The organism is Accumulibacter sp. (assembly GCF_016789985.1).
Taxonomy (GTDB): Bacteria; Pseudomonadota; Gammaproteobacteria; order Burkholderiales; family Rhodocyclaceae; genus Accumulibacter.
Map to the genome: position 1 here is coordinate 1 of NZ_JAEUOL010000140.1, position 21,532 is coordinate 21,532.

A 21,532-nucleotide genomic window follows, 5' to 3' on the forward strand; every position below is an offset into this window, starting at 1 on the left:
GGGTGTAGGCGGCGAGCGTGCTGTAGACGGTGTCGTTGCCGCCGCTGGCCAGGTCGGGGTTGGTTTCGAGAACGAGGTCGCCGACCTGGTCGACGTAGTAGAGGTCGGCGCCGTCACCACCGAGCAGCGTGTCGGCGCCGGTGCCACCAGTGAGGGTGTCGGCGCCGGCGAGGCCGGCGAGCTGGTTGGCGTTGCTGTCGCCGGTGAGGCGGTCGGCGAAGGCGCTGCCGGTGAGATGTTCGATGCCGAGCAGGGTGTCGGAGCTGGAGCCGCCGGTCGCCTGGGCACCGGCCGTGGCGAGACTGACGGTGATCGCCGAGGGAGCGTCGGCGTAGGAGACGGTGTCGGCGCCGATGCCGCCATCGAGGACGTTGTTGCCGCTGCCGGCGTGGAGCGTGTTGTCGAGACCGTTACCGGTGCCGTTCGCAGCGCCAATGGCAAGAATGCGGAGGTTCTCGACGTTGGCAGTCAGGGTGTACGCCGAGAGGCTGCTATGGACGGTGTCGTTGCCTCCGGTGGCGGGGTCAGTATTCGTTTCGTTGACGAGGTCCCCGAGTTGGTCGACAAAGTAGTGGTCGCTGCCATTCCCTCCGATCAGGGTGTCGACGCCACCGCCGCCGTCGAGTGTGTCATTGCCGCTGCTGCCATCGAGGCGATTGGCGCTGCCATTGCCGGTGAGAGTGTCAGCGAAGGCGCTGCCGGCGAGGTTCTCGATGCTGATCAGCGTGTCGGAGCCTGAGCCGCCAGTGGCCTGAACGCCGGCCAGCGCAAGGCTGACACTGACGCCGGAGTTGGCAAATCGGTAGCCGACTGTGTCGATGCCTGCACCGCCATCAAGCATGTTGTCGCCTTCACCTGCGTAGAGAAGGTTGTCGAACTCGTTGCCAGTGCCGTCGGCAGGGCCGGTTGCCAGGATGCGCAGGTCTTCGACGTTGGCGGTGAGGGCATAACTGGCCAGATGGCTGAGGACGATATCCCTACCGCCGCTGGCGAGATCGGCGCTGGTTTCGCTGACGATGTCGCCGGGGTGGTCGACATAGTAGGCATCGTTCCCGTTACCTCCTGTCATGGTGTCCTCGCCAGTGCCGCCGTTGAGGGTGTCGTTGCCCGGACCGCCATTGAGTTGGTCGTTGCCAGCATCGCCATCTAGCTGGTTTCCTGTGGTGTCGCCGGTGAGCATGTCGGCGAACGGGCTGCCGGCAAGGTTCTCGATGTTGACCAGGGTGTCCGAAGCGGAACCGATAGTGGCTTGGGAACCCGTTATCTCAAGGCTGACGATAACGCCCGCCGAGGCGAGGGCGTACGAGGCGGTGTCACTGCCAGCGTTTCCGTCCAGGACGTTGTTGCCGCCGCCAGCGTAGAGCCGGTTGTCGAGGTCATTGCCCATGCCGTCGGCGGCGTCGGCGGTCAGGAGACGTAGGTTCTCGACATTTTCGGGGAGGGTGAAAACGGGGAGAGTGCTGTGAACGGTGTCACTACCGCCGGTGGTGAAGTCGGGATTGGTTTCGAGGACGATGTCGCCGATATCGTCGACGTAATAGTTATCGTTGCCGTCGCCACCGATCATGGTGTCCTGCCCGGTGCCTCCGTATAGGCCGTCATGACCAGCCGCACCGGTGAGGATGTCGTTCCCGTCGCCCGCGGTTAGGCCGTCATTGCCGGCTGCGCCAGTGAGAACGTCATTGCCGGAAGATCCCGTGAGGGAGAGGTTGAGGGTGCTGTAGACCAGCAGTTGTGCCGCTGCATCGCGGTGGTTGAAGACAGAAAACGTCTGGCCACTATGGACGACCATGCCATCGTTGGTCCAGTCGGCGGCGTCGGACAGGGTGATGGAGTCGCCGGCGTTGCCGGTGATTACCAGTTGGTGGCGGCGTTCGGGGTTACTGCCATCGGCACCGCCAGTGGCGAGATTATAGCTGCCATCCACCCAGCCGGTGGCGTTGTTGAAGCTGTTCATCTCGGCCATGTCGAGTACGTCTCGCAGGTTCAGCTTGACGGTATTGTTGCCGCTTCCCGTGAGGTCGATAAGTTCGACCGATTCGAGGCGCGAGTGGCTGCCGGAGGTGCTGCCACCCTGGTTGGCGACCAGGGTGAGGTTGAGCGAGAGGCCGCTACCCGCGAAGGTGATCGTGTCGATGCCGCTGCCGCCGTCGATGCGCGCGAGTTGGTCTGAGGTGGTGCCTGTCCTCAGTGCCGCGAGGTTGCTGGCGTCCACGACGAAGTTGTCGTCACCGGTGCCGCCATACAACACGTCGGCGCCGCCGTTGCCGATCAGGGTGTCGTTGCCTGCGTTGCCGATCAGGGTTTCGGCAGCCGCAGTGCCGATCAGGGTGTCGGCGCCAGAATTGCCGAGCTGATCGACGGTGCTTGCGGCAAAAGCACCGCTGGTGCTGCCGAAGATGACGTAGCTGCGGCCGGCGTTACTGCCGGCGACGGCGTCGCTCCCCCAGGAACCGACGATCAGGTCCGCCAGGCCATCACCATTGATGTCGCCGGCAGTGGCGACACTATGCCCGCTTTCGTCACCCAGGCACTGACCGTTGATGACAAAGCCGCCATTGCCAGCCGTGATCGCGGAGAGGTCGACCGCACCACCACCGACCTTGCCGAAAACGACGTAGCTGCGGCCGGCAAGGCTGCCGGTTACCGGATCGCTGCCGGGCGAGCCAACGAGCAGATCACCCAGACCATCTCCGTTGATGTCCCCGGCAGCAGCAACGGTGAGCCCGCTGCCGTCGTCCGCAGACTCGCCGTTGATCACGAAGCCCCCGTTGCCGGCGGCGACCGCCGAGAGGTTGACCGGGCCGCTGCCGTTCTTGCCGAAAACGACATAACTGCGTCCGGCATCGACGCCACTGGCCGGGTCGCTGCGGTACGCCCCGACGATCAGATCGGCCAGGCCATCACCATTGACATCGCCAGCTCCGGCGACGCTACTGCCGCTATGGTCAGAGGCGCACTGACCGTTGATGACGAAGCCACCGCTGCCCCCGGCAACCACGGAAAGATCAACGGTGGCACCATCGCTCCTGCCGAAAACGACATAGCTCCGCCCGGCGGAGGCACCGGCAGCCGGATTGCCATGCAAGGCACCGACGATCAGGTCCCCCAGGCCGTCGCCGTTGACGTCGCCGGCAGCGGCGACACTGCGTCCGCTCTCGTCGCCGGCAGACTGCCCATTCACGATGAAGCCGCCGTTGCCGCCAGCGACCGCGGAGAGGTCGACTGCGTTGCTGTTTGTCTTGCCGAAGATCACATAACTGCGTCCGGCCTCGTTGCCTGCGGCGGGGTCGCTGCCATAAGCCCCGACGATCAGGTCGGCCAGGCCGTCGCCGTTGATGTCGCCGGCACCGGCGACGCTATGGCCACTCTGGTCATCTGCGCAGTGGCCGTTGATCACGAACCCCCCGTTGCCGGCGGCGATCGCCGAGAGGTCGATGGGGGCGTTGCCGGTCCGACCGAAAATCACGTAGCTGCGCCCAACGTGGTTGGCTCCAGCGAGGTTGCTCCACGGTGCGCCGACGATCAGGTCGGCCAGGCCGTCGCCGTTGATGTCGCCGGTACCGGCGACGCTCCATCCGCTGTAGTCATTCGCCGACTGGCCGTTGATCACGAAGCCGTCGCTCCCGGCGGCGATCACCGCAAGGTCGACGGCGCCGCTCCCGGTCTTGCCGAAGACGACGTAGCTGCGCCCGGCGTCCACACCAGTTGTTGGGTCACCCTTCCAGGCGCCGACGATCAGGTCGCCGAGTCCGTCGCCGTTGATGTCACCGGCGGCGGATACGCTCCATCCACTGTGGTCATCGGCACACTGGCCGTTAATGACGAAGCCGCCGCTGTTGGCAGCGATGTCGGAAAGTTCTATTGCAGCCACGCATTCACCCCAATTTTCGATTTGATCAAATAATTTAATGATACAGCAGGCCACGCCATTGTCGACGTGACGAAAGTCGCACGACAACTCGAAAACGCTTGCCATCCCAGATGGTGCTGTCGTGTGCGCGATTGCAAGCAGAGGATGGGGCGAAGGATTGGTGAGGCGCGCCGCTGGACCACTGCCGTGAAAGGGCGGTGGCGCAGCAGGGCTTGGCACCGTACCCGAGAAACGCGAGCCCGTGATTTGTGGAAGGCTTGCCCGATTCCCTCAGCTTGCTGCCAGCGACTGGTGTTGATCGTCGTCGGTTTCGACCAGGTTCCGGTAAGCGTGCCATGTGGCGTGACCGACCAGAGGCATGGTCACGATCAGGCCCAGGAAGAATGTCGCGAAGCCTATGCCGACGAGGATCACGATGCAGCCCGCCCAGAGCAGCATCGGGCCGGGGTTGCGTCCGCAGGCCAAGAGGCTGGCGATTGCCGCTGTGATGGCATCGGTTCGGCGATCGAGCATCAGCGGCAGAGCGATCACACTGATCGCGAAGACAAAAAGCGCGAAGAAGCCGCCGACCGCAAAATAGACGACGGCAAAGTCCGCTTGCTCAAAAGTCAGGACCGTGCGCACTACGTCGCCAAAGGTCGGCAAACCACCGGCAAAAAAGAGCGCAAAGACGACGATCGATGCACGTGCCCAGACCAGTAACACCACTGCCAGCAGGGCGGCAAAGAGACCGACGTTGGGCAGGTTGACGCGCCATGCGGCAAGCGTCGGCGCCAAGCGTGGAGCCTGGTTCAGTTCGATGCGCCGACTGAGGTCGTAGAGACCCAGGGCGAGGAACGGGCCGAGTAGCAGGAAGCCGGTCGTCAGGCCGGCAAACAGAGCATAGGCTTGGGCAAAAACCACTTGCATCAGCCACCCGCCGGTGGCGAAACATGCGCCATAGAACAGACTGGCGAGTCCCCCAAGTCGGCAGTCATGCCAGCCGGCGCGCAGCCATCCCGCAATTGCTGCGGCCTGGATCGGCCGGATGACCGGAAAGCGCGTGACAGTGCCATCCGAGCCCGGCGCATGGTTTTGGGTCATTGCTCGCCCTCCGTGGTTATTGTTGCGTATGGCGCAGCAAGCAGCGGGAAACCGGACTTGCCGCGGCTCGGCGCTCGAGGGGTTGCCCCTCCCGGTCAATCATCCATGAATCAGCGGGTTGCTTGCAAGCATCTCCCTTGGCCGGAGAAGCTCGCATGTCGAGCGGCTGCGGGTGGACTTTGTGTACCAAGTGTCCGGTAGTTGGCGATATGCGCAGAGTTTTACCACCCGGAACTGATGACGCGAATCGGCTCGGCGGGTAGCAGGCATTCGTCCGTCGCTGGCCGATCGTCTGGTGGACGCGGACCATGCCCGGCGTCCGAACACGGTCGATTTCGTGTCTTCGTGTGTCCATCAGGTATTCCTTCAGCGGTTCGAGAAACCGCCCGAGCGGCATCTTCGCTCAGCCGTGACAGATCCGTCCTGGGCGAGCTGGGGAGGCGCGTGAAAGCGGCAGTGCCGGACAGGATCGTCGAATGTGGAGGCCCGCGGTGCTTGACTCGGCAGGTCTCTCGCTTACAATCCAGTCGAAGGTGCCCCTCCGGTGTGGCACGGAAGAGAGGATGCTGCGCGCAATGGCGTGACCGTCATTCACTGGGGGGCAGGGATGGGTGATTTGAACTTGCAAAAGAGTAGGGGGACGATGGACATTCTACTGCTGTTGGGACGTGCCGCCGGGCTCGGCGGCATGCTGCTTTGCCTCGTGGCGGCAGCCGTGCGTCTGGCCGGAGGAGGTTACTATCTGTGGACATTCCAGTTGGTGACGCTTCTGCAGGCCGGCATTGCCGCGCTCGTCGTGGGGTGCTTCCTGCTGCTGCTGGTGCTGACGACACGGGTTAAGGCTGATGGCGCGGGTCGGTCGCGTCAATGAACCAGTCCTGCGGGGTTACGGACTACTTTGCTGGCCGCGTGGCGGGCGGCGGCACCGGCAGGCCCCGGCATTCTGGTGATCGTGGAAAAGACTCCCGCAGAGGCCGTTTTGATTGACCAGCGGGTATTGCATCGCTAGACTGATGGGCTTTTCGAACATCGTGCAGTGCCGCGTTTTCAATCGTCGGTACGCGCCGTGTTGATACAAGGACGCTCCCTTAAGGCTATGGGTTTCAGCGCGGTCCGTTTGCAGCGTTGGCGAACTCTTCTCTCATGACGAAAGTCCAGGTCGATTCAACCGGGGGGTGATGCGTGCGGCAAAAGGGAGATCCCGGTCTTGTTGACACGCGGCATGCAGTGAAGCTCCGGTAAGGTCGCACACGATAGTGCTCATGGACAAGACTCGTTCATCGGCCGGGATAACCCTGGCAGTTTGGAAAGCGCTGTTTCTGCGCGAAGCCGTGACCCGGGTGTCAGGAGGGCGCGCCGCCTGGTTGTGGTTATTGCTGGAGCCCGTGGCGCATCTCGCGATCCTGATGCTGATTTTCTCGACAATTCGTCGGCGTTTCATGCCTGGCTTCGATTTTGCGCTCTTCCTGGCAATCGGCATTCTCGGCTACAACCTGTTCCGCAATTCGGCAACGCGATCAATGGCCGCGATATCGGCCAATCGGGCCCTGTTTGCCTATCGTCAGGTGAAACCCGTGGATGTCGTTCTGGTGCGCGCCTTTCTCGAAGGCGGGATTCAGTTGTGTGTCGCCCTGGTGCTTTTTTCCGGTATGTTGCTGCTCGGGTTCGATGTCCTTCCTGTTGACCCGTTGACGGTCTTTTCGGTTTTTGCCCTGTTCTGGCTTTTTGGTACCGGGCTTGGGCTGATACTGTCCGTAGGGAGCACCTTGATTCCCGAGCTGGGCAGGGTCGCCAATCTTCTGTTCATCCCCTTGTATTTCCTGTCCGGGGTGCTTTTCTCTCCAGCCGTCTTGCCACCGGAGTTGCGCGACCTGCTGTTGCTCAATCCGGTCATGCAGGGGCTGGAATTGCTGCGTTCCGCGTTCTCTTCCCAGTACCACGTGGCGAGCGACATCGATATCGCCTACCTGGCGGCCTTCACCCTAGTGTCACTATTCTTTGGTCTGGCTGTTCACGTGCGTTTTGCGACCCGGATGGCAATGCAATGATCATCGTAGACGATGTTCACAAGCGCTACCAGACCGATCATGGTCCAGGCAGATGGGTTCTCCAGGGCGTCTCGTTCACCATTCCGCCAAGGGTCAGCGTGGGCCTGGTTGGCCGCAACGGAGCCGGAAAATCCACTTTGTTGCGCTTGATTGGTGGGGTGGACACGCCGAATCGAGGGTGCATCGAGCGCCGCTGTCGAGTCTCGTGGCCGATGGGCTATGGCGGAGGGCTGCAGGGTTCGTTGAGCGGACGGCAGAATGCCAAGTTCGTTTCGCGTATTCACGGTCATGACGTCGACCTTCGTGATCGCCTGGCGTATGTCGAGGGCTTCGCCGAGCTTGGCGAGGCCTTCGACGAGCCGGTCAAGACGTACTCGTCGGGAATGAGATCGCGTCTGCAGTTCGCGCTGTCGCTGGCCTTTGACTTCGATGTCTACATCTCGGACGAGGTCACTGCGGCAGGGGACGCTGCATTCAAGGCCAAGGCAGCGGCAGCCTTCAAGAGCCTCGCTGACCGCGCCGGCTTGATCATGGTATCGCACGGGGAGAGTACGCTGAAGCAGTTCTGTTCCGCCGGAATCTGGCTGCATGAAGGGCGCGCGCAATGGTTTGATGCGATTGACGATGCCCTCGCTGCTTACAAGGAAAGCATCGCCGCATGATTGATCGCATCCGAGAACGGGCCTTGCCGCGCTGGCTCGAGAGCCTGCATGACCGACTGGCTCCACATCTGGTCCGACGTCGCGCCTTGCAGGTGGCGCTTGTGGCGATCCTGCTTGCCGTCGTGTATTGGGGAGTCATCGCGTCCGATCGCTACGTTTCTGAGGCCATGGTCGTGGTCGACCGTACCGAGCTTGGTGGGGGACAGGCCATGGATTTCGCGTCGCTGTTTGCCGGGAGCAGAAATGATCACGAGCTGATGCTGCTGCGTGACCATCTACGTTCGGTCGACATGCTGCACAAGCTGGAGGCAAAGCTGCAACTGCGTACGCATTACAGTGACTGGAAGCGCGACCCGATTTCACGCATGTGGTTCGACGATGCCGAAGAGGAGTTCTTTCATCGTCATTATCTGTCGCGCATCAGTATCGACCTGGACGACACTTCGGGCGTTCTGCGCATCAAGAGCCAGGCCTATACCCCGAGAATGGCGAACGAGATCACCGCGACTCTGGTGGAGGAGGGCGAGCGATTCATGAACGATATCGCTCACAAGCTGGCTCGTGATCAGGTGGACTTTCTGGAAAAACAGGTGGGCGAGATGAGCGAGCGGGTGCTGACGACGCGCCGTGCTCTGGTTGATTTTCAGAACGCCAAGGGTTTCCTCTCGCCGCAGGCTGCTGCCGAGACCCTGACCAGCATTGTTTCCCGACTGGAAGGAGAGCTGACGCAGCTCAAGGCCAGCCGCGAAACCATGCTCGGTTACCTCAGCCCGACGGCACCCGACGTTGCCCAGATCAATCTGCAGATCTCGGCCATCGAGACGCAGTTACGCGCCGAGAAAGCGCGTCTGACTTCGCCAAAAGGTGGCACACTGAATCGTACGGTGGAGGAATATCAACGTCTCGAGATGGAGGCCATGTTTGCGCAGGACGTATACAAGACAGCGTTGACGGCACTCGAAAAAGGCCGGATCGAAGCGACCCGCAACCTGAAGAAGGTTTCCATCGTGCAGAGCCCGACGTTGCCGCAGTACCCCCTGGAACCGCGGAGGATCTACAACATCGTTGTCTTCGCCCTAACCGTACTCGTGCTGGCCGGCATCGTCCAATTGCTGGCCGCCATCATACGCGACCACCAGGACTGAAACCCCATGATTCGGCTGCCCTCTCTCTCGACAACGACCACTTCCTCCCTCCAGGTGGCCGCTTTCCTGGCGATCCTGGGAGGGCTGTGTCGTCCTACCCGATGGTTTTCTTCCCTCGTGCTGGTGGTGCTGGCCGCCGTGGCCGCAGGGGCGTTTGCGGCAGCCAATGATCCCCTTGGTCTGGGCATGACGACAAGCCAGTCGGCCCAGCGCGAAGCGGCCGGTAAGGCACCGGCACAACCAGCGGTGGCGCCTGCGGTGGCGCCGGATATTCGCACGCAGCCACCGCAGTTCTTCGATTACTCGGCAAATCTGAAGAGCGACGTCTTCGGTGCCAACCTGTTTACCGGTTCTTTTGCGCGTGATGGAGCAACCCAGTTCAACCCGGACTATCTGGTTGCTGTCGGTGACAAGATTCAGGTGCGCCTATGGGGAGCCTTCGAGTTCGATGCGCCGCTGACGGTGGATCCCAAGGGCAACATCTTCCTGCCGCATGTCGGCCCGGTGCATGTCCTGGGAGTACGGAATCAGGATTTGCAGCGCATCGTTGAAGCGGGTACGAGCCGGGTGTTCCGTGCCAATGTCTATAGTTACGCGAGCCTCGCAGCGGCCCAGCCGGTGCGGGTATTCGTGAGCGGCTTCGTCAATCGGCCGGGTCTGTACAGCGGGACCAGCATGGACAGCCTGCTGCAGTATCTTGACCAGGCTGGCGGGATCGATCCGGAACGTGGCTCGTTCCTCAACATCCAGGTCAAGCGCGGGAGTCTGACACGCGCCACGGTAAGCCTTTACGATTTCCTGCTCGACGGGCGAATCCCGCTAATCCAGTTATCCGACGGCGACGTCGTCTTCGTCGGATCCCGCCAGAATTCTGCGAAGGTGACTGGCCTGGCAGAGAACGCCAAACGCTTCGAATTCACTCCGAAGGCAGTGACGGTGGCCGACCTGGTCCGGCTCGCCAAACCGAGCCCGCAGGCCACCCATGTGCGTGTCGTGCGCAATACCGGGACGGTCAGGAATACGGAATACTTCCCGCTGGCCGATGCTTCGATTGTCAGCTTGCACAATGGTGACGAACTGGAGTTCACCGCCGACAAGCGGCCTGGCACGATAGCCGTACGCGTCGAAGGCGAGCACAGGAGCGTTCAGGAGTACGTCCTGCCGTATGGTGTCAGGCTCGGCGAACTGATCAGGCAGATCGAGTTCACCGAACGATCGGACAGCGCGAGTCTGCAGCTCTTTCGTCTGAGCGCCAAGGAGCGGCAGAGGCAAGCGCTGCAGACCACCCTCAAGTTCCTTGAAAATGCGGCCCTGACGGCTCGTTCGGCGACCAACGAGGAGGCTCAGTTGCGCAAGGAAGAGGCCACCCTTCTCCTGCAATGGGTTGAACGTGGCAAGAATATCGAACCCTCGGGACAGGTTTTCATTGCCCAGGCGGCTGATCGCGACCAGTTGCTGCTGGAGAACGGAGATATCCTCCGTGTTCCGGTCAAGGACGGTCTGATCTTTGTCAGTGGGGAAGTCATTTTCCCCAACACCATAGCCTATGACCCGGCACTGGGTCTTGCCGATTACATACAGAATGCCGGGGGCTACACCCAGAACGCAGATGCCTCGCGAGTGGTGCTTGCCCATCGCGACGGGAGTTTTGACGAAAGCAGCCGAGGACGAGGCTTCTTCGGTTTTGGCGGCCCGGATCCGACAGTCCGCCCGGGAGATCACATCATGGTGCTGCCCAAGATCGACGTCAAATCCCGGCAGCTTTTCAGGGACATCGTCGAAGCCCTGTTCCGGATTGCAGTCATTGTCGGGGTGGTTAATAACCTTTAGCTTGATGGCGATGCGCGAAGCTTGCCGGGGCAAGCCGCCTGTATTCGCGACAGCGAGTCGCGGCGTGCGTGCAAGTGCGTGCAAGTGCTGTTGTCCGGTTTTCGGGGAGGGCGCGCGGGGGCATTCCCGGGCTGACTGTTTTGTAGTCGGTGGCGCCACCTTCGCCGGCCGGCTTTTCGTTTGTCGAGGAGCTTGTGGGGGCATGAAGAACATGGACGGCGATGTTCTGGTGTCGTCGTGGAAGCAGTGGCAAGGGTTGGCTACGTGAGGCTTGGCGGTCAGGTGCGGGAAGCCACCGGAGAGTGCGTAAGCGCAGAAAATGGCGGGTGTCTTGCCGTACGGGTATGACATCGTTTTGTTGTTTGGAAACACTCGTGGCAGCGGTGGTATGGCAATCAGTCAGGAAGGAATCATGGGCGGGGTAGAGATTCAGATGATCGGGTCCGGAGTAGGGTATCGGTCCGAGCGAGGGGGCGTTGAGGCCCGTGGGGAGTGCACCTTGAACCGGTGGCAGTACATTACGGCGCGGCCGCTGGGCGGCGCGCGGGAACGATCCAGAAAACCGGGTGGAGCGCGACCGTGTGCCAGGATCGTTGCGATAGGCGGAGCATTTGTATCATGACTCTCAAGACTGTCACGATTGTTGGCGCTCGACCGCAGTTCGTCAAGGTCGCGGCGGTCAGTCGCGCCATCGCAAAATGGAACGTGACCAACCCGGAGCGAGCAATCGCCGACCATATCGTTCACACTGGGCAGCACTTCGATGACAACATGTCCGGCGTGTTCTTTCGACAACTGGAGATACCCGAGCCGGCCTATAACCTGGGTATTGCCGGAGCGAGCCACGGTGCAATGACTGGGCGAATGCTCGAGGCGATCGAGTCGGTTCTCCTGGAGGTACAACCGGATTGGGTGCTGGTGTACGGCGACACCAACTCGACCCTGGCTGCAGCGCTGGCCGCCATCAAGCTCCATATTCCGGTGGCGCACGTCGAAGCCGGGCTGCGCTCGTTCAACATGCGGATGCCTGAAGAGGTGAATCGGATTGTGGCAGACAGCGTATCCTCGCTGCTGTTTTGCCCGACACAGACGGCGGTGGAAAATCTGCAACGAGAAGGCTATTCGTCGGGAGTGCATAACGTGGGCGACGTGATGTTTGATGCGTCGCTCCACATGCAGGCCATTGCCGAGCGTGAATCGGGCATCCTTCATGAGCTCAGGCTGGAGAGGAAAGCGTTCGTTCTGGCCACTTGCCACCGTGCCGAGAATACCGATGATCCGGTCAGGCTCGGGGCAATCCTGGATGCTTTCGTCGAGGTGAGCGCCGACTTGCCCGTCGTCCTGCCACTCCACCCGCGTACTCGCAAGCTGGCTTCGCAGTACGGACTGGATGACAGACTGGATTGCCTGCGAGTGAGCGAGCCGCTTTCCTATCTCGACATCAGCCGACTCGAGAGCGCGGCGTTGGCCATTGCCACCGATTCGGGGGGGATGCAGAAGGAGGCGTACTTTTACCGCGTGCCCTGCGTCACCCTGCGTGAAGAGACCGAATGGGTGGAAACCATCGCCAGCGGCTGGAACCGTCTCGCACCCCCGACCAGCAGCCAGATGGCACAGGTGATAAGAGACGCGCTATCAGCTTGTCCGGTCTCCTATCCTCAACTTTATGGCGAGGGGAGGGCCGCCGAGTCCGTGGTCGCACTGCTGAACAACACGCTGCCCATGCTCCCCAACCGTCGCTATCAATCGGGTAACACGCCATGAAAGTCTGCAAGGTCGTCATCAATTCCGTATCTCACGATGCACGTGTGTTGAAAGAGGCGGAGGCAGTCCGGGAGGCCGGCTTCGATGTTGTCATCGTCGGCATCCAGGACGCCAACAACAACATTCCGATCCAGGTCCTCGATAATGGAGTGGTGATTCGACGCGTCGCCTGGCAGGCCGAGGCTTTCCGACCTTTTCTCAGCGAGTTCCTTGGCAAGATCGTGCTCGCCATAGTTGCAATCCTTGCGGCCATTCAAGCCGGACTCTACCTGATCAACTCGGAATGGCCTTTGCTTGCCTCGTTCGTCGCCTGGCTTACCATCAAAAACGCTCTCCAGCTTCTCGGTGGCCTGCTTGTCCTGTCCGGGTTGTCTTTCGTCGGATATCGGCTTTGGCAGGATTACGCACGCAAGAGAAGAAGTTACCTCTCCCTGAAGAAGCGGGAAGAGGATGAACTCCTGAAATACGAGAAGGTGTTCGCCTCTTACAAGGAGCGGCAAGCGGTCCAGTCTGATCGACCGTTGGTTGTCCAAAACAGAGCCGAGTTTCCAGCCGATGCATCGGCGGCACCACAGATCGCCGTCCCACACACGGCAGGTGGAGCGGCGGCGCCGCGTCGTCCCCGCCGGGTGGCGAAAAAGGGGGGGGATACCGAAAGCTTTGCGGTCCGACTGCCTCGTCCATTGATGCGCGGTTTCCTGAAGGCAATCGCCCCCGATCAGATGAAGCGCTGGAAGGTGATTTTCGCGCGCGAACGCTGTATTCGCCGGGTATTGGCCGAAGAGCGACCCGTGATCGTTCATGCCCATGACCTGACGGCCCTGCCGCTGGCTGCGACATACGCCGCAAAAACCGGAGTCAAGCTGATCTTCGACGCGCACGAGATCTACGATCACCTTGCCCAGTCGGAGGACGACATGGCGGAACTCAACAGCTTGTTGCTCAGTAAATACGCCGGGGCGGTCAATCGCTTCATTACCATCAATGACAGTATTGCTCGTTATTACCGCAACAACTACCCGTCATTGCCGCCGGCAGTGGTGGTCAAGAATGCCGCAAAGCCTGCCGAACCAGTGGACTACGATGGACGCTTGCACGATGTTGCAGGACTGCCGCGTGATCGGCGAATCGTCATTTACCAGGGCGGCTACGCGGCCAAACGCGGCCTGATCCAGTTGCTGATGTCGGCCGAGTATCTCAACCCCGAGTGGACCCTGGTCTATATGGGTTGGGGCCGGCTGGAAGACGAACTGTTGCGGGTTGCCGATGCGCTGAAGCTCAAAAACCCCGCCTTGAGCGAAAAAATCAGATTCGTACCAAAAGTCAAACAGGACGAACTGCCTTACTGGACTGCCGGTGCCACGGTCGGTGCCATCCCTTACGAAAACACCGGACTCAATCATTGGTTCTGCAACCCCAACAAACTCTGGGAGTACCCAAACGCCGGTGTGCCGATCATTGCCAGTCCCTTTCCCGAGATGAGTGCGATCATCAATACCTATGAACTCGGCTGGTACTTGCCCGACCCGTTGAATCCGAAGGCAATCGCCGATGTCATCAACGGATTGACAGAAGAGCAACTGGCCACCGCGTCAGCAAATTGCCGTCGCTTCATGGAGTCCGACAACTGGGGTGTCTATGCTGCACGCCTGAAAACCCTGTATGGAGAAATGTGATGAGGTTCTTGACACGCCGAACTCAGGACGACCCGACCGTAAACTACGAACTCATCGACCACGCGCCTCTCGAGGAGCAAGCCAAACCCGTCAAGTGGGAGACCGACCGGACACCCGAGTCGCTGTACATCAGGATCAACGAGATCTCGACCCTGTACACGCGCGGCAAGTATACGAAGGGTCTCGCTGTTCAGCGCCTGCTCGACCTGCTTTACGACATCAATCAGGTGCACGACGGAGCTTACAGTCCGCAGGCCAAGAGCCGTTACTATCTGTTGATTTTCAATTACATCTACCGGATCAGGACGCCGCGGCTGCGTCTCACCAATGCAATGAAACGCCGGCTGATCGCGACGGACCAGACGATGTATATAACGGGCGTTGATTTCTCCAGCATGAGCCTCCCTGGCTTGCGTATAGGTAATGCCTTGTTCAAGGATTGCGATTTCTCGGACTCGATCTTCCAGGGATTTCAGGCAACGAACTGTCATTTCGAAAATTGCAGTTTTGCCAATGCCAACCTGCAAGGACTGCAGGCCCCGAACTCTCATTTCGAGGAATGCAATCTCGCACGTGCCAATCTGAAGGATGTGGCGGCCAATGCGTGCCAGTTCATTCAATGCCGCCTCGAGTTGGCCAATCTGAGCAGTGCGGAGTTCATCAGTTCGTCCTTCGAGGGAATCACCCTGACCGGGGCCAATCTTTCGTCTTCGCGAATCGCGCGTTCGACCTTTGTCGGGTGCGACTTTGCGGAAGTGATCAGTTCCCGGGGACAGTTGCCTTTGCGTGTCAATGGCTGCAGTTTTCTGGCTTGCTCGTTCCGTGAGGCAGACCTGCGTGGTGCCGATTTCCGGAATACAAGAATGGCCGGTTGCGATACCCTTGACGCGAAGAAGGAAAATGCCAGGGGATTGACATGACCACGTCCGCCATGCTCGACGACGGATCGCCGCCGATCCTGGAATATCGGAAAGCGGTTTACGAATACTATCAACTGACTTTTGACCAGTCTGGTTGCCCGATGAAGAGAACGGGCAATGGCTTGGTGTTCCATCCCATACTTGCGCCCTATCTGATTGCCGACTATACGTCCGAATTCGAAAGAACCGGCGATCAGATCTTTCTGGAGCATGCACGCCGCATCGCAGCGCACGCACTGAAGCGTGCAGAGACGCTGGAGGGAAGTCTGGTATTCATGTACCAGCCAAACACCGGTTTGTCGAATGTGCCGACGGCCTTCTATTCCGGATTGACGCAGGCATGGTATGTCAAGGCGCTGTGCCTCCTGGAAAAACAGTCTCCGGGTTTCTATGCGGATGCAATCAGGCGCCTATTTGCCAGCCTGATGATTCCGGTCGAGCGGTCCGGCGTATTGATGAAAAAGGACTACGGATGGATCGTTGAAGAGTACCCGCATGAACCGGCCTTCTACACCTTGAATGGCTGGCTGACGGTGCTTCGCTGGGTGGTTCAGAGCCGCGGTGTGCTTGATCTTTTAGCCATTCCCTACCGAGACTTCCTCGAGCGTAATCTGGATGCGGTGGTTCACCTGTTGCCAATGTATGACGCGCCAACGTGTCTGAACAGTCGCTATCAGTTGGCGGGGTTTTCTCGTGTCAAGATCGTTTTCGACAGGGTGGTCGATCACCGGTGTGTCAGTTTCGCGGTGGACATCCCGGGCGAAGGCTGTTTCCGGGGAGACGTCATTCGCGGGAAGAAGTCGCGATGGGAGAACCATATCGAGCGCAGCGAGCCACGGCTTCTGCAGTTCAACGTGTTGCTTTCACTGATCAGCAAGCCCGCAGAGAACGTGTTCAGGGCCTGTCTCGAAGTGGACAAGGAGTGTCGGGCCAAGGTATTCCTCGCGCAGGGCGAGTATCGTCCGGATAGCTCCGGCATGCCTACCGAGAGCTGGAAGTTGCTCCGGGAGGTCGCTGTCGGTTCGGGCGAGGTGACGGAGATTGAGTGCCCGATTCCGTTCGACGGGGTTGACCTGTTTGCCTACCCGACCAACTTCAAAAAAAAGATCGGTGACCTGTCGTACAATGGTTACCATTTTGTTCATATTGTTGATCTGGCGGAACTTTACGGCTATTCGCGCAGGGAGATCCTGAAGGATGTCGCGGAGAAATGGCTGGCTTACTACGAAGGGTGGAGCGACCTCCCTTACTTGAAGGGAGACAAATACTCCTTGCTGCCGCATCTTTACGGCAGCGATTTTCCTGCAGTCGTGCGTCGCCTGCTGCGTTGAAACAAGACGATTCGGCTCTGGCGTGCCGTGCCTGCCGCTTTCCGGTACATTTCATACATGATCATTAGACCCGGTTCCAAATGTGTTATTTGTGCCCATGAGTTCTCGGGAGGCGAAGATCGCGGAATATGCTCGTCGTGCCAGTCTCGACCGCGCGTGAGGACCATTGCATCGCTGCTCGAGAATCACCTCGTGCCGCGTTTTGGGCGGCTCGGCAGCAGCCTGGGGAGCGCTTTGTGCTTCGCGATGACCAGTCACGAGAGGATTCTTCTGTCGAGATACTATCAGGCCTTCGAATCGGTCTCGTTATTCGGTACCTACGGTCGGGAGCACACCACCGGAGTGGATGCCAGAGATCTCGGTCGTTACCCGGATGGTTCCTTTGGTGCGCACTATAGTTGTCTGCTTTTTGATTATTTTAGCGAACACGAGCAGGCATTGGCGGAGGCGTTCAGGATTCTCGCACCCGGCGGGCTGTTCATTACACATCTTGAAGGTCCGCGAGTGGAGGAAGGGTCCGGCGCGCCGCGAGTCGTAAGCACCATCAGGCCGCGCTCGGGTTACTATGAATATATTCCCGATGGCGGCGGGATGGTCAGCGTCAAGGTCGGCAAGGAGTGGTTCCTGGAGGCGATGCAGCGGGCTGGGTTCGAAGCCCACCTATTTCACATCGTGGACGAACCTTCGGGGGTGGCGTGTGACTGGTTTGTTGGTGCGAAGCCTCTTTCACACCTTGCCGAGAGTGAGGGTAGAACCCATCGGGCGGAGGGCGACATGCTGCCGCAATCCAGGCAGGAAACGGTGCAACGCGCACCGGCGGTGACTGCAGGCGCCGCCGTGCGCAGCAAGGAGTACAGCATTCCCGTACGGCATCCGGGATTCCCGTTCAGGCATGTCACCGTGACACTGTCCTTACCTGTGGTGAGCGATGATCCGAAAAAGGTCGTTCGCTTTTCGGAGCACGTCAGGGAACAGGGGACGGGTGTTGCGACCGAGCGCGTCATGGCATGCTCGGTCGGCGGTTATTATGTCTCGGATGATCTGGGTGTCAGCTGGGACTGGGCCCCCGTCAAGGGTTTCGAGCGGGTGCGCTTCGTCAATTCTTTTTCCCTGCCCGACGGGACGATCTGCCTTCAGGCGAAGGGTCTTTCCCCCAAACTGCCAAAGGAAGAACAGCCACATGCCGGCCTGTTGGTCACTTTGGCACGCGATGGCACGACCAGGTCGGCGATCGCACCAAGCACCAATCAATGGCATGGCTCATCGTCGGTCGATTTCCAGGATGGAGTGTTGCTTTTTTGTGATTATGCGCTCAACGCTCCCAAAGGGGGCACGGCCGGCGGCGAGCGATACCCTTCAGCGGTTTTCCGAAGCGTCGATGCGGGCGGGTCATGGAGCAAGGTGCTGGAATGTTCGGGGGAGGAAATACGCCATTTTCATACCGTGCGTGCCGACCCGTTCGGTGCCGGTACCTGGTATCTGACGAGCGGCGATCTGCCCAGCGAGACCAATATATTCGTTTCACATGATCACGGACTGAGCTGGCGTCCTTCATTCGAGCCGTCGAAAGACGGTTCGATGGCGCGCTTCCGGATGACCGACATGGCATTCACCAGACAAGGCCTGATTTGGGGTTCCGACGACATTCTCGGGTCATCGAAGGAGATGAACCCTGATTTGCCACTGGCAGGAAGAACGGGGGCACGGATGTTTTTTGCTCCGAGAGAGGATATCGGGCAACCCGTGGAAATTGGCTATCTGGGTCAGCCGGTACGTTCGATTGTTGATCTCGGGGCGTGCTGGCTGGTGATTACACAGGGGTCCCTTTATCAGGTGTTCACCCGGCCAGCGGTTTTCCTGCTGACGAAACGGGAGCCTTACACGGTTCAGCATCTGTTCGATGTCGATAATTACTCGGACCTGGTTACCGGATTCACTTACTCATGTGCCAGCCGGTCGGCCAGGGACGGCGTGTTTTTCACCGTCCGGGGTGCAAAGGATGTATTCGATGCTCCGTCCAATCTCCTGAAGTGGTGCGTTCGGTTCGACTAGAATCTTCTTTCGGGAGGAGCTCATGAAAAAGTCATTGTTCCGTCGGGATGGCATGGCCGGGAAATACTTGCAGCTGGCAGTGCTTTTCACCGGCTTGTTGGGCTACCTGTCGGGGCCGACATTCGGCACGGCGCAAGCGGCGAGTCTGGACATGCCCCCACCGACCAAGGATGCGGACGCCCTGGCGGTGGCTTACGATTGCCTGGCCTCGCTGGCGAGATACTCGCGCGGTAGCAAGGCACTGCTTGGCCGTGCCAAGGCGGATGGCGATGAATTGCTGTCCATGGCGACGGTTGATGGAAACAAACGTACAGGCTGGCCCTACATCCAGAGAACGACGGAGGAGTCCAAGAAGTGCGGTCAGGCGGGCGCCCTTGATGCCTTTGGGGATGGAACGTGCAATCCACCGGAAACTCCTTACATGCTGCAGACCGGCTACGCTGTGGCGTGTCTCGCGCAGTTGAACATCGCGACCGGGGATGTCAGATATCTTCAGGTGGCCCGGAAGGCTCTTTCCGACTCATGGAGTCTGGGTTCTGCTGTTACTGGCTGCCAGGACTGTTTCTATTATTGGTACAGTTACCACGCCAATGACCTGAATCGTTTCGTGCGCAATCCGAACGTGGCCATGGGGCTGGGTCTTGCGTGGATGTTTGCCGCGACCGGCGAGGCCATCTACCGGGAAAGGGCACTGGCGATTGCCAAGGCGGAGCACCACGAGATTCAAGCCGGCAACGCGGGCTACTTTGGAATCGACGACCCGAAATATAAGGCAAACCCAAAGTTTGAGGCGCAGCGCATCGAGAACCATGTTCCGCATCAGGTGAAGGGTCTCAAGGACATCAGTAAGCTGACAGGAAATGCCCAGGCGCTGGGTGACGCCAAGAGCGAGATGGATTCCTTTCTTTATTGCCGTAACGATCGCTGTCGCCCGGGAAACTGCAAGGCATGGGCAGCGCCCCCTTCGTGCCAGGCGACGGCGACCATTGCACCGTGTATTCTGGCGGATCAGGGTGATCCCTACCAGTCGTTGTGTGAGGTCGTGTTAAAGGAGCTACCGCGACTGAACGCCTTCCAGATTTTCTTGCTTGACTCTGCGAGCGGTAAAGAAGGATTGATCACAAGGTGACGAGGCTATTTGCCTACGATTGTTTCTCCGCTATAGAGTGTGCTGCGCTCGTCCGGTACCTGCAGGGCCGTGGAGCGGAGTTTTTTTCGTGTCTGGAGCTGGGGATCTCGCCTGTTCCCCGCGGGGTATCGCTCCGGTTTGACGTGCATGCGCGGGATATCGTTGGCTCTTACGGTTTCCTCGCGGCTCTTTATCGGCACAACGTTCCCGGCACCTTCTATCTGCTGGCCGACTACTCAACGGACGAACAGGCTCGACGGGCCGATTTCCTGGCACTGGTTCGACGGATCAAGGCGCCTATGGAAATCGGGCTGCATGACTCGCCGGTAGACTCCTATCTCATAGCCAGGAAGTTCAACGGGGTCGGAGTGGAGTATTGGCGATGGCTGCAGTCGGACAAGTCGCTCGAGTGGTTCGCCCGGCTTGCGGAGTCCGAATCGGGATGCGAATGTTTCAATGGCGAGGTGATGGAGGCGTTCGCAGCACGCGTTGCCTCGATGAAGCGGGCGTTCGGTGATTTCAGGACCATGGCAAGTCACGGAGGGGAAATCAACCAGATGTTCCGGAAACGGGTTCCTGAGCTGGGGCCTACGGGTGAATTCCTGACGTCCTTGTTTGCCGAGAACTGGATCACGCCGGAGCGGCTCAGCCAGGCAGGTCTGGAGGCGGATGTCGAGCAGTTCAGGAAGAAGGCTCCGCTGCTGTACCAGGTGACTGACGGGGGTGGCCTGATCAAGCGGATGATCGACAATGCGGAAATGTTCATCGTTGGGCGAAACAGGGCGGTACAGGTGTTGATCCATCCGTACACCTGGGGCGGCCCGCTCGGTCATAGCGGCGGGACGCGCGACGCGGAGATATCGACCTTGCTTGGGGAACCAAAGGGAGAATCGCCGAGGGGTGGGAGGGCGTGGTACCAACGCCTGCTGCGCACGCGCGTGATGATCGTTCCGGACGGTCTCGGCTCGCAGACGGCAAACAAGGCAGTGCCGGTCAGGCCACCGCTGCCGGCAACCGCTGGAGGCGCCATCGTCTGTGCGACGGTCAACGACATTCAGGCCGATGTCAAGTACGCTGGCATGCCCGTCGCCCCGCGTAGAGTCGTCGTTGTCGAGGTCGGCGAGAGCGCACCCGAAAGACTGGGCGAGAGTGTGGTCACACCCTTGTTCGATTTCATGAGCGCGTCCCTGGTTGGCGCGCAATCATCGCCCATCGTGATGGGCCGGTCGATTGGCCGGTACGGGCCATTGGTGGGTGGGGCAGTGGAGTCTCTTGCCCGCCGAACCGATCGGGCGTCATTGACGTCGAGCGGGGCCGAGCAGAGGTTGGCTGAATGGATGGTGCAAAATCTGGGCGGGAACAACAAGGAGACCGCTCAGGGTGGTGTGCCCACGCTGCAGCGCAAGGAGTTGTCGTATTTCATGTTCTCGTCGTCGCAACGCGCTCTGATCATGAAACGGATCATCGACCGTTTTCTTTCTGCGCAAAGCATCTCGTGCCTTGTGGATCATGGTGCAGGGATCGGGATAATCCCGTTGTGCGCGAACTTCGCATGCGACGGTCGTATCAAGCGGGTTGTCTGCTCCGAGGTCAAGCATGCCTTTGCTGTGATCGGCACACACTTGTGGCGAGACGTGGGATATGAAGGGGTGATCGAGTACCAGGAAGGTTCGGTCACCGACTTCGTTTACCCGAACCAGGTCGCTGTCGTGCTCCTGGCCCAGATGTGCTATCGCATAGCACCGGAGCAACGCGGCACAGTGATCCAAGCAGCGTGGCAAGCGCTGCTACCGGGCGGGCTGCTTGTCATCAACGAAATGATGGATCGCGACAGCAGGACGCTTGCCCATCCGCTGCTGACTTCCAAGGAGATGCTTGCACACCTACCGGAGGCCAGGGAACGCTGGTTGTTCTGGGGTAGTGATTCGAGCAACGTGGTCGCCTTGCCGGACGCCGATCGACAATTGTTCAGTCGCTCCGACAACTTCATCGTTCTACGGAAATAGCCCCCGCTAGAG

Annotated in this window: 14 protein-coding genes; 12 read left to right on the forward strand and 2 right to left on the reverse strand. The window is 59.9% G+C overall.

Going from position 1 to position 21,532, the window contains the following annotated elements; all coding sequences use genetic code 11:
- The coding region (locus JNK99_RS07925; RefSeq protein ID WP_291851075.1) for a hypothetical protein at window positions 1–3,874 on the reverse strand (3,874 nt) is incomplete at its 3' end.
- A gap of 270 nt (window positions 3,875–4,144) precedes the next feature.
- Window positions 4,145–4,957: a DUF2189 domain-containing protein gene (locus JNK99_RS07930; RefSeq protein WP_291851079.1), complete on the reverse strand. Its 813-nt coding sequence runs from the start codon at window positions 4,955–4,957 to the stop codon at window positions 4,145–4,147.
- Window positions 4,958–5,600: 643 nt separating this feature from the next.
- Between JNK99_RS07930 and JNK99_RS07935 the strand changes: the two genes are divergently transcribed.
- The 12 genes from JNK99_RS07935 to JNK99_RS07990 all read left to right on the forward strand — a co-directional run bounded on the left by JNK99_RS07935 (window position 5,601) and on the right by JNK99_RS07990 (window position 21,520).
- The gene (locus tag JNK99_RS07935) at window positions 5,601–5,828 is read left to right on the forward strand and encodes a hypothetical protein (RefSeq protein WP_291851082.1); all 228 of its coding nucleotides are present in this window, start codon (window positions 5,601–5,603) and stop codon (window positions 5,826–5,828) included.
- A gap of 391 nt (window positions 5,829–6,219) precedes the next feature.
- Window positions 6,220–7,005: an ABC transporter permease gene (locus JNK99_RS07940; protein ID WP_291851119.1), complete on the forward strand. Its 786-nt coding sequence runs from the start codon at window positions 6,220–6,222 to the stop codon at window positions 7,003–7,005.
- On the forward strand, window positions 7,002–7,667 hold the full coding sequence (locus JNK99_RS07945) for an ATP-binding cassette domain-containing protein (RefSeq protein ID WP_291851086.1): 666 nt from the start codon (window positions 7,002–7,004) through the stop codon (window positions 7,665–7,667). The genes JNK99_RS07940 and JNK99_RS07945 overlap by 4 nt, the downstream gene beginning before the upstream one ends.
- A complete protein-coding gene (locus JNK99_RS07950; RefSeq protein ID WP_291851089.1) occupies window positions 7,664–8,812 on the forward strand; it encodes a chain-length determining protein in 1,149 nt (382 codons plus the stop codon). The genes JNK99_RS07945 and JNK99_RS07950 overlap by 4 nt, the downstream gene beginning before the upstream one ends.
- Window positions 8,813–8,818: 6 nt before the next feature.
- Window positions 8,819–10,642 carry a polysaccharide biosynthesis/export family protein gene (locus JNK99_RS07955; protein WP_291851092.1) on the forward strand — a complete coding sequence of 608 codons (1,824 nt, stop codon included), beginning with the start codon at window positions 8,819–8,821 and terminating at the stop codon, window positions 10,640–10,642.
- A 618-nt stretch (window positions 10,643–11,260) separates the two neighbouring features.
- Window positions 11,261–12,406 carry a UDP-N-acetylglucosamine 2-epimerase (non-hydrolyzing) gene (gene wecB, locus JNK99_RS07960; protein ID WP_291851122.1) on the forward strand — a complete coding sequence of 382 codons (1,146 nt, stop codon included), beginning with the start codon at window positions 11,261–11,263 and terminating at the stop codon, window positions 12,404–12,406.
- Window positions 12,403–14,082 carry a glycosyltransferase gene (locus JNK99_RS07965; protein ID WP_291851095.1) on the forward strand — a complete coding sequence of 560 codons (1,680 nt, stop codon included), beginning with the start codon at window positions 12,403–12,405 and terminating at the stop codon, window positions 14,080–14,082. The genes wecB and JNK99_RS07965 overlap by 4 nt, the downstream gene beginning before the upstream one ends.
- Window positions 14,082–15,002, forward strand: a complete 921-nt coding sequence (locus JNK99_RS07970; RefSeq protein WP_291851097.1) for a pentapeptide repeat-containing protein — start codon at window positions 14,082–14,084, stop codon at window positions 15,000–15,002. The genes JNK99_RS07965 and JNK99_RS07970 overlap by 1 nt, the downstream gene beginning before the upstream one ends.
- Complete coding sequence (locus JNK99_RS07975) at window positions 14,999–16,333, forward strand: D-glucuronyl C5-epimerase family protein (protein WP_291851099.1); 1,335 nt, start codon at window positions 14,999–15,001, stop codon at window positions 16,331–16,333. Before JNK99_RS07970 ends, JNK99_RS07975 begins: the two co-directional genes overlap by 4 nt.
- A gap of 192 nt (window positions 16,334–16,525) precedes the next feature.
- Complete coding sequence (locus JNK99_RS07980) at window positions 16,526–18,385, forward strand: methyltransferase domain-containing protein (RefSeq protein WP_291851101.1); 1,860 nt, start codon at window positions 16,526–16,528, stop codon at window positions 18,383–18,385.
- A 22-nt stretch (window positions 18,386–18,407) separates the two neighbouring features.
- Window positions 18,408–19,514, forward strand: a complete 1,107-nt coding sequence (locus tag JNK99_RS07985) for a hypothetical protein (RefSeq protein WP_291851104.1) — start codon at window positions 18,408–18,410, stop codon at window positions 19,512–19,514.
- Window positions 19,511–21,520, forward strand: coding sequence for a methyltransferase (locus JNK99_RS07990; protein ID WP_291851107.1), 2,010 nt, complete (start codon window positions 19,511–19,513; stop codon window positions 21,518–21,520). Before JNK99_RS07985 ends, JNK99_RS07990 begins: the two co-directional genes overlap by 4 nt.
- Window positions 21,521–21,532: the final 12 nt, after the last annotated feature.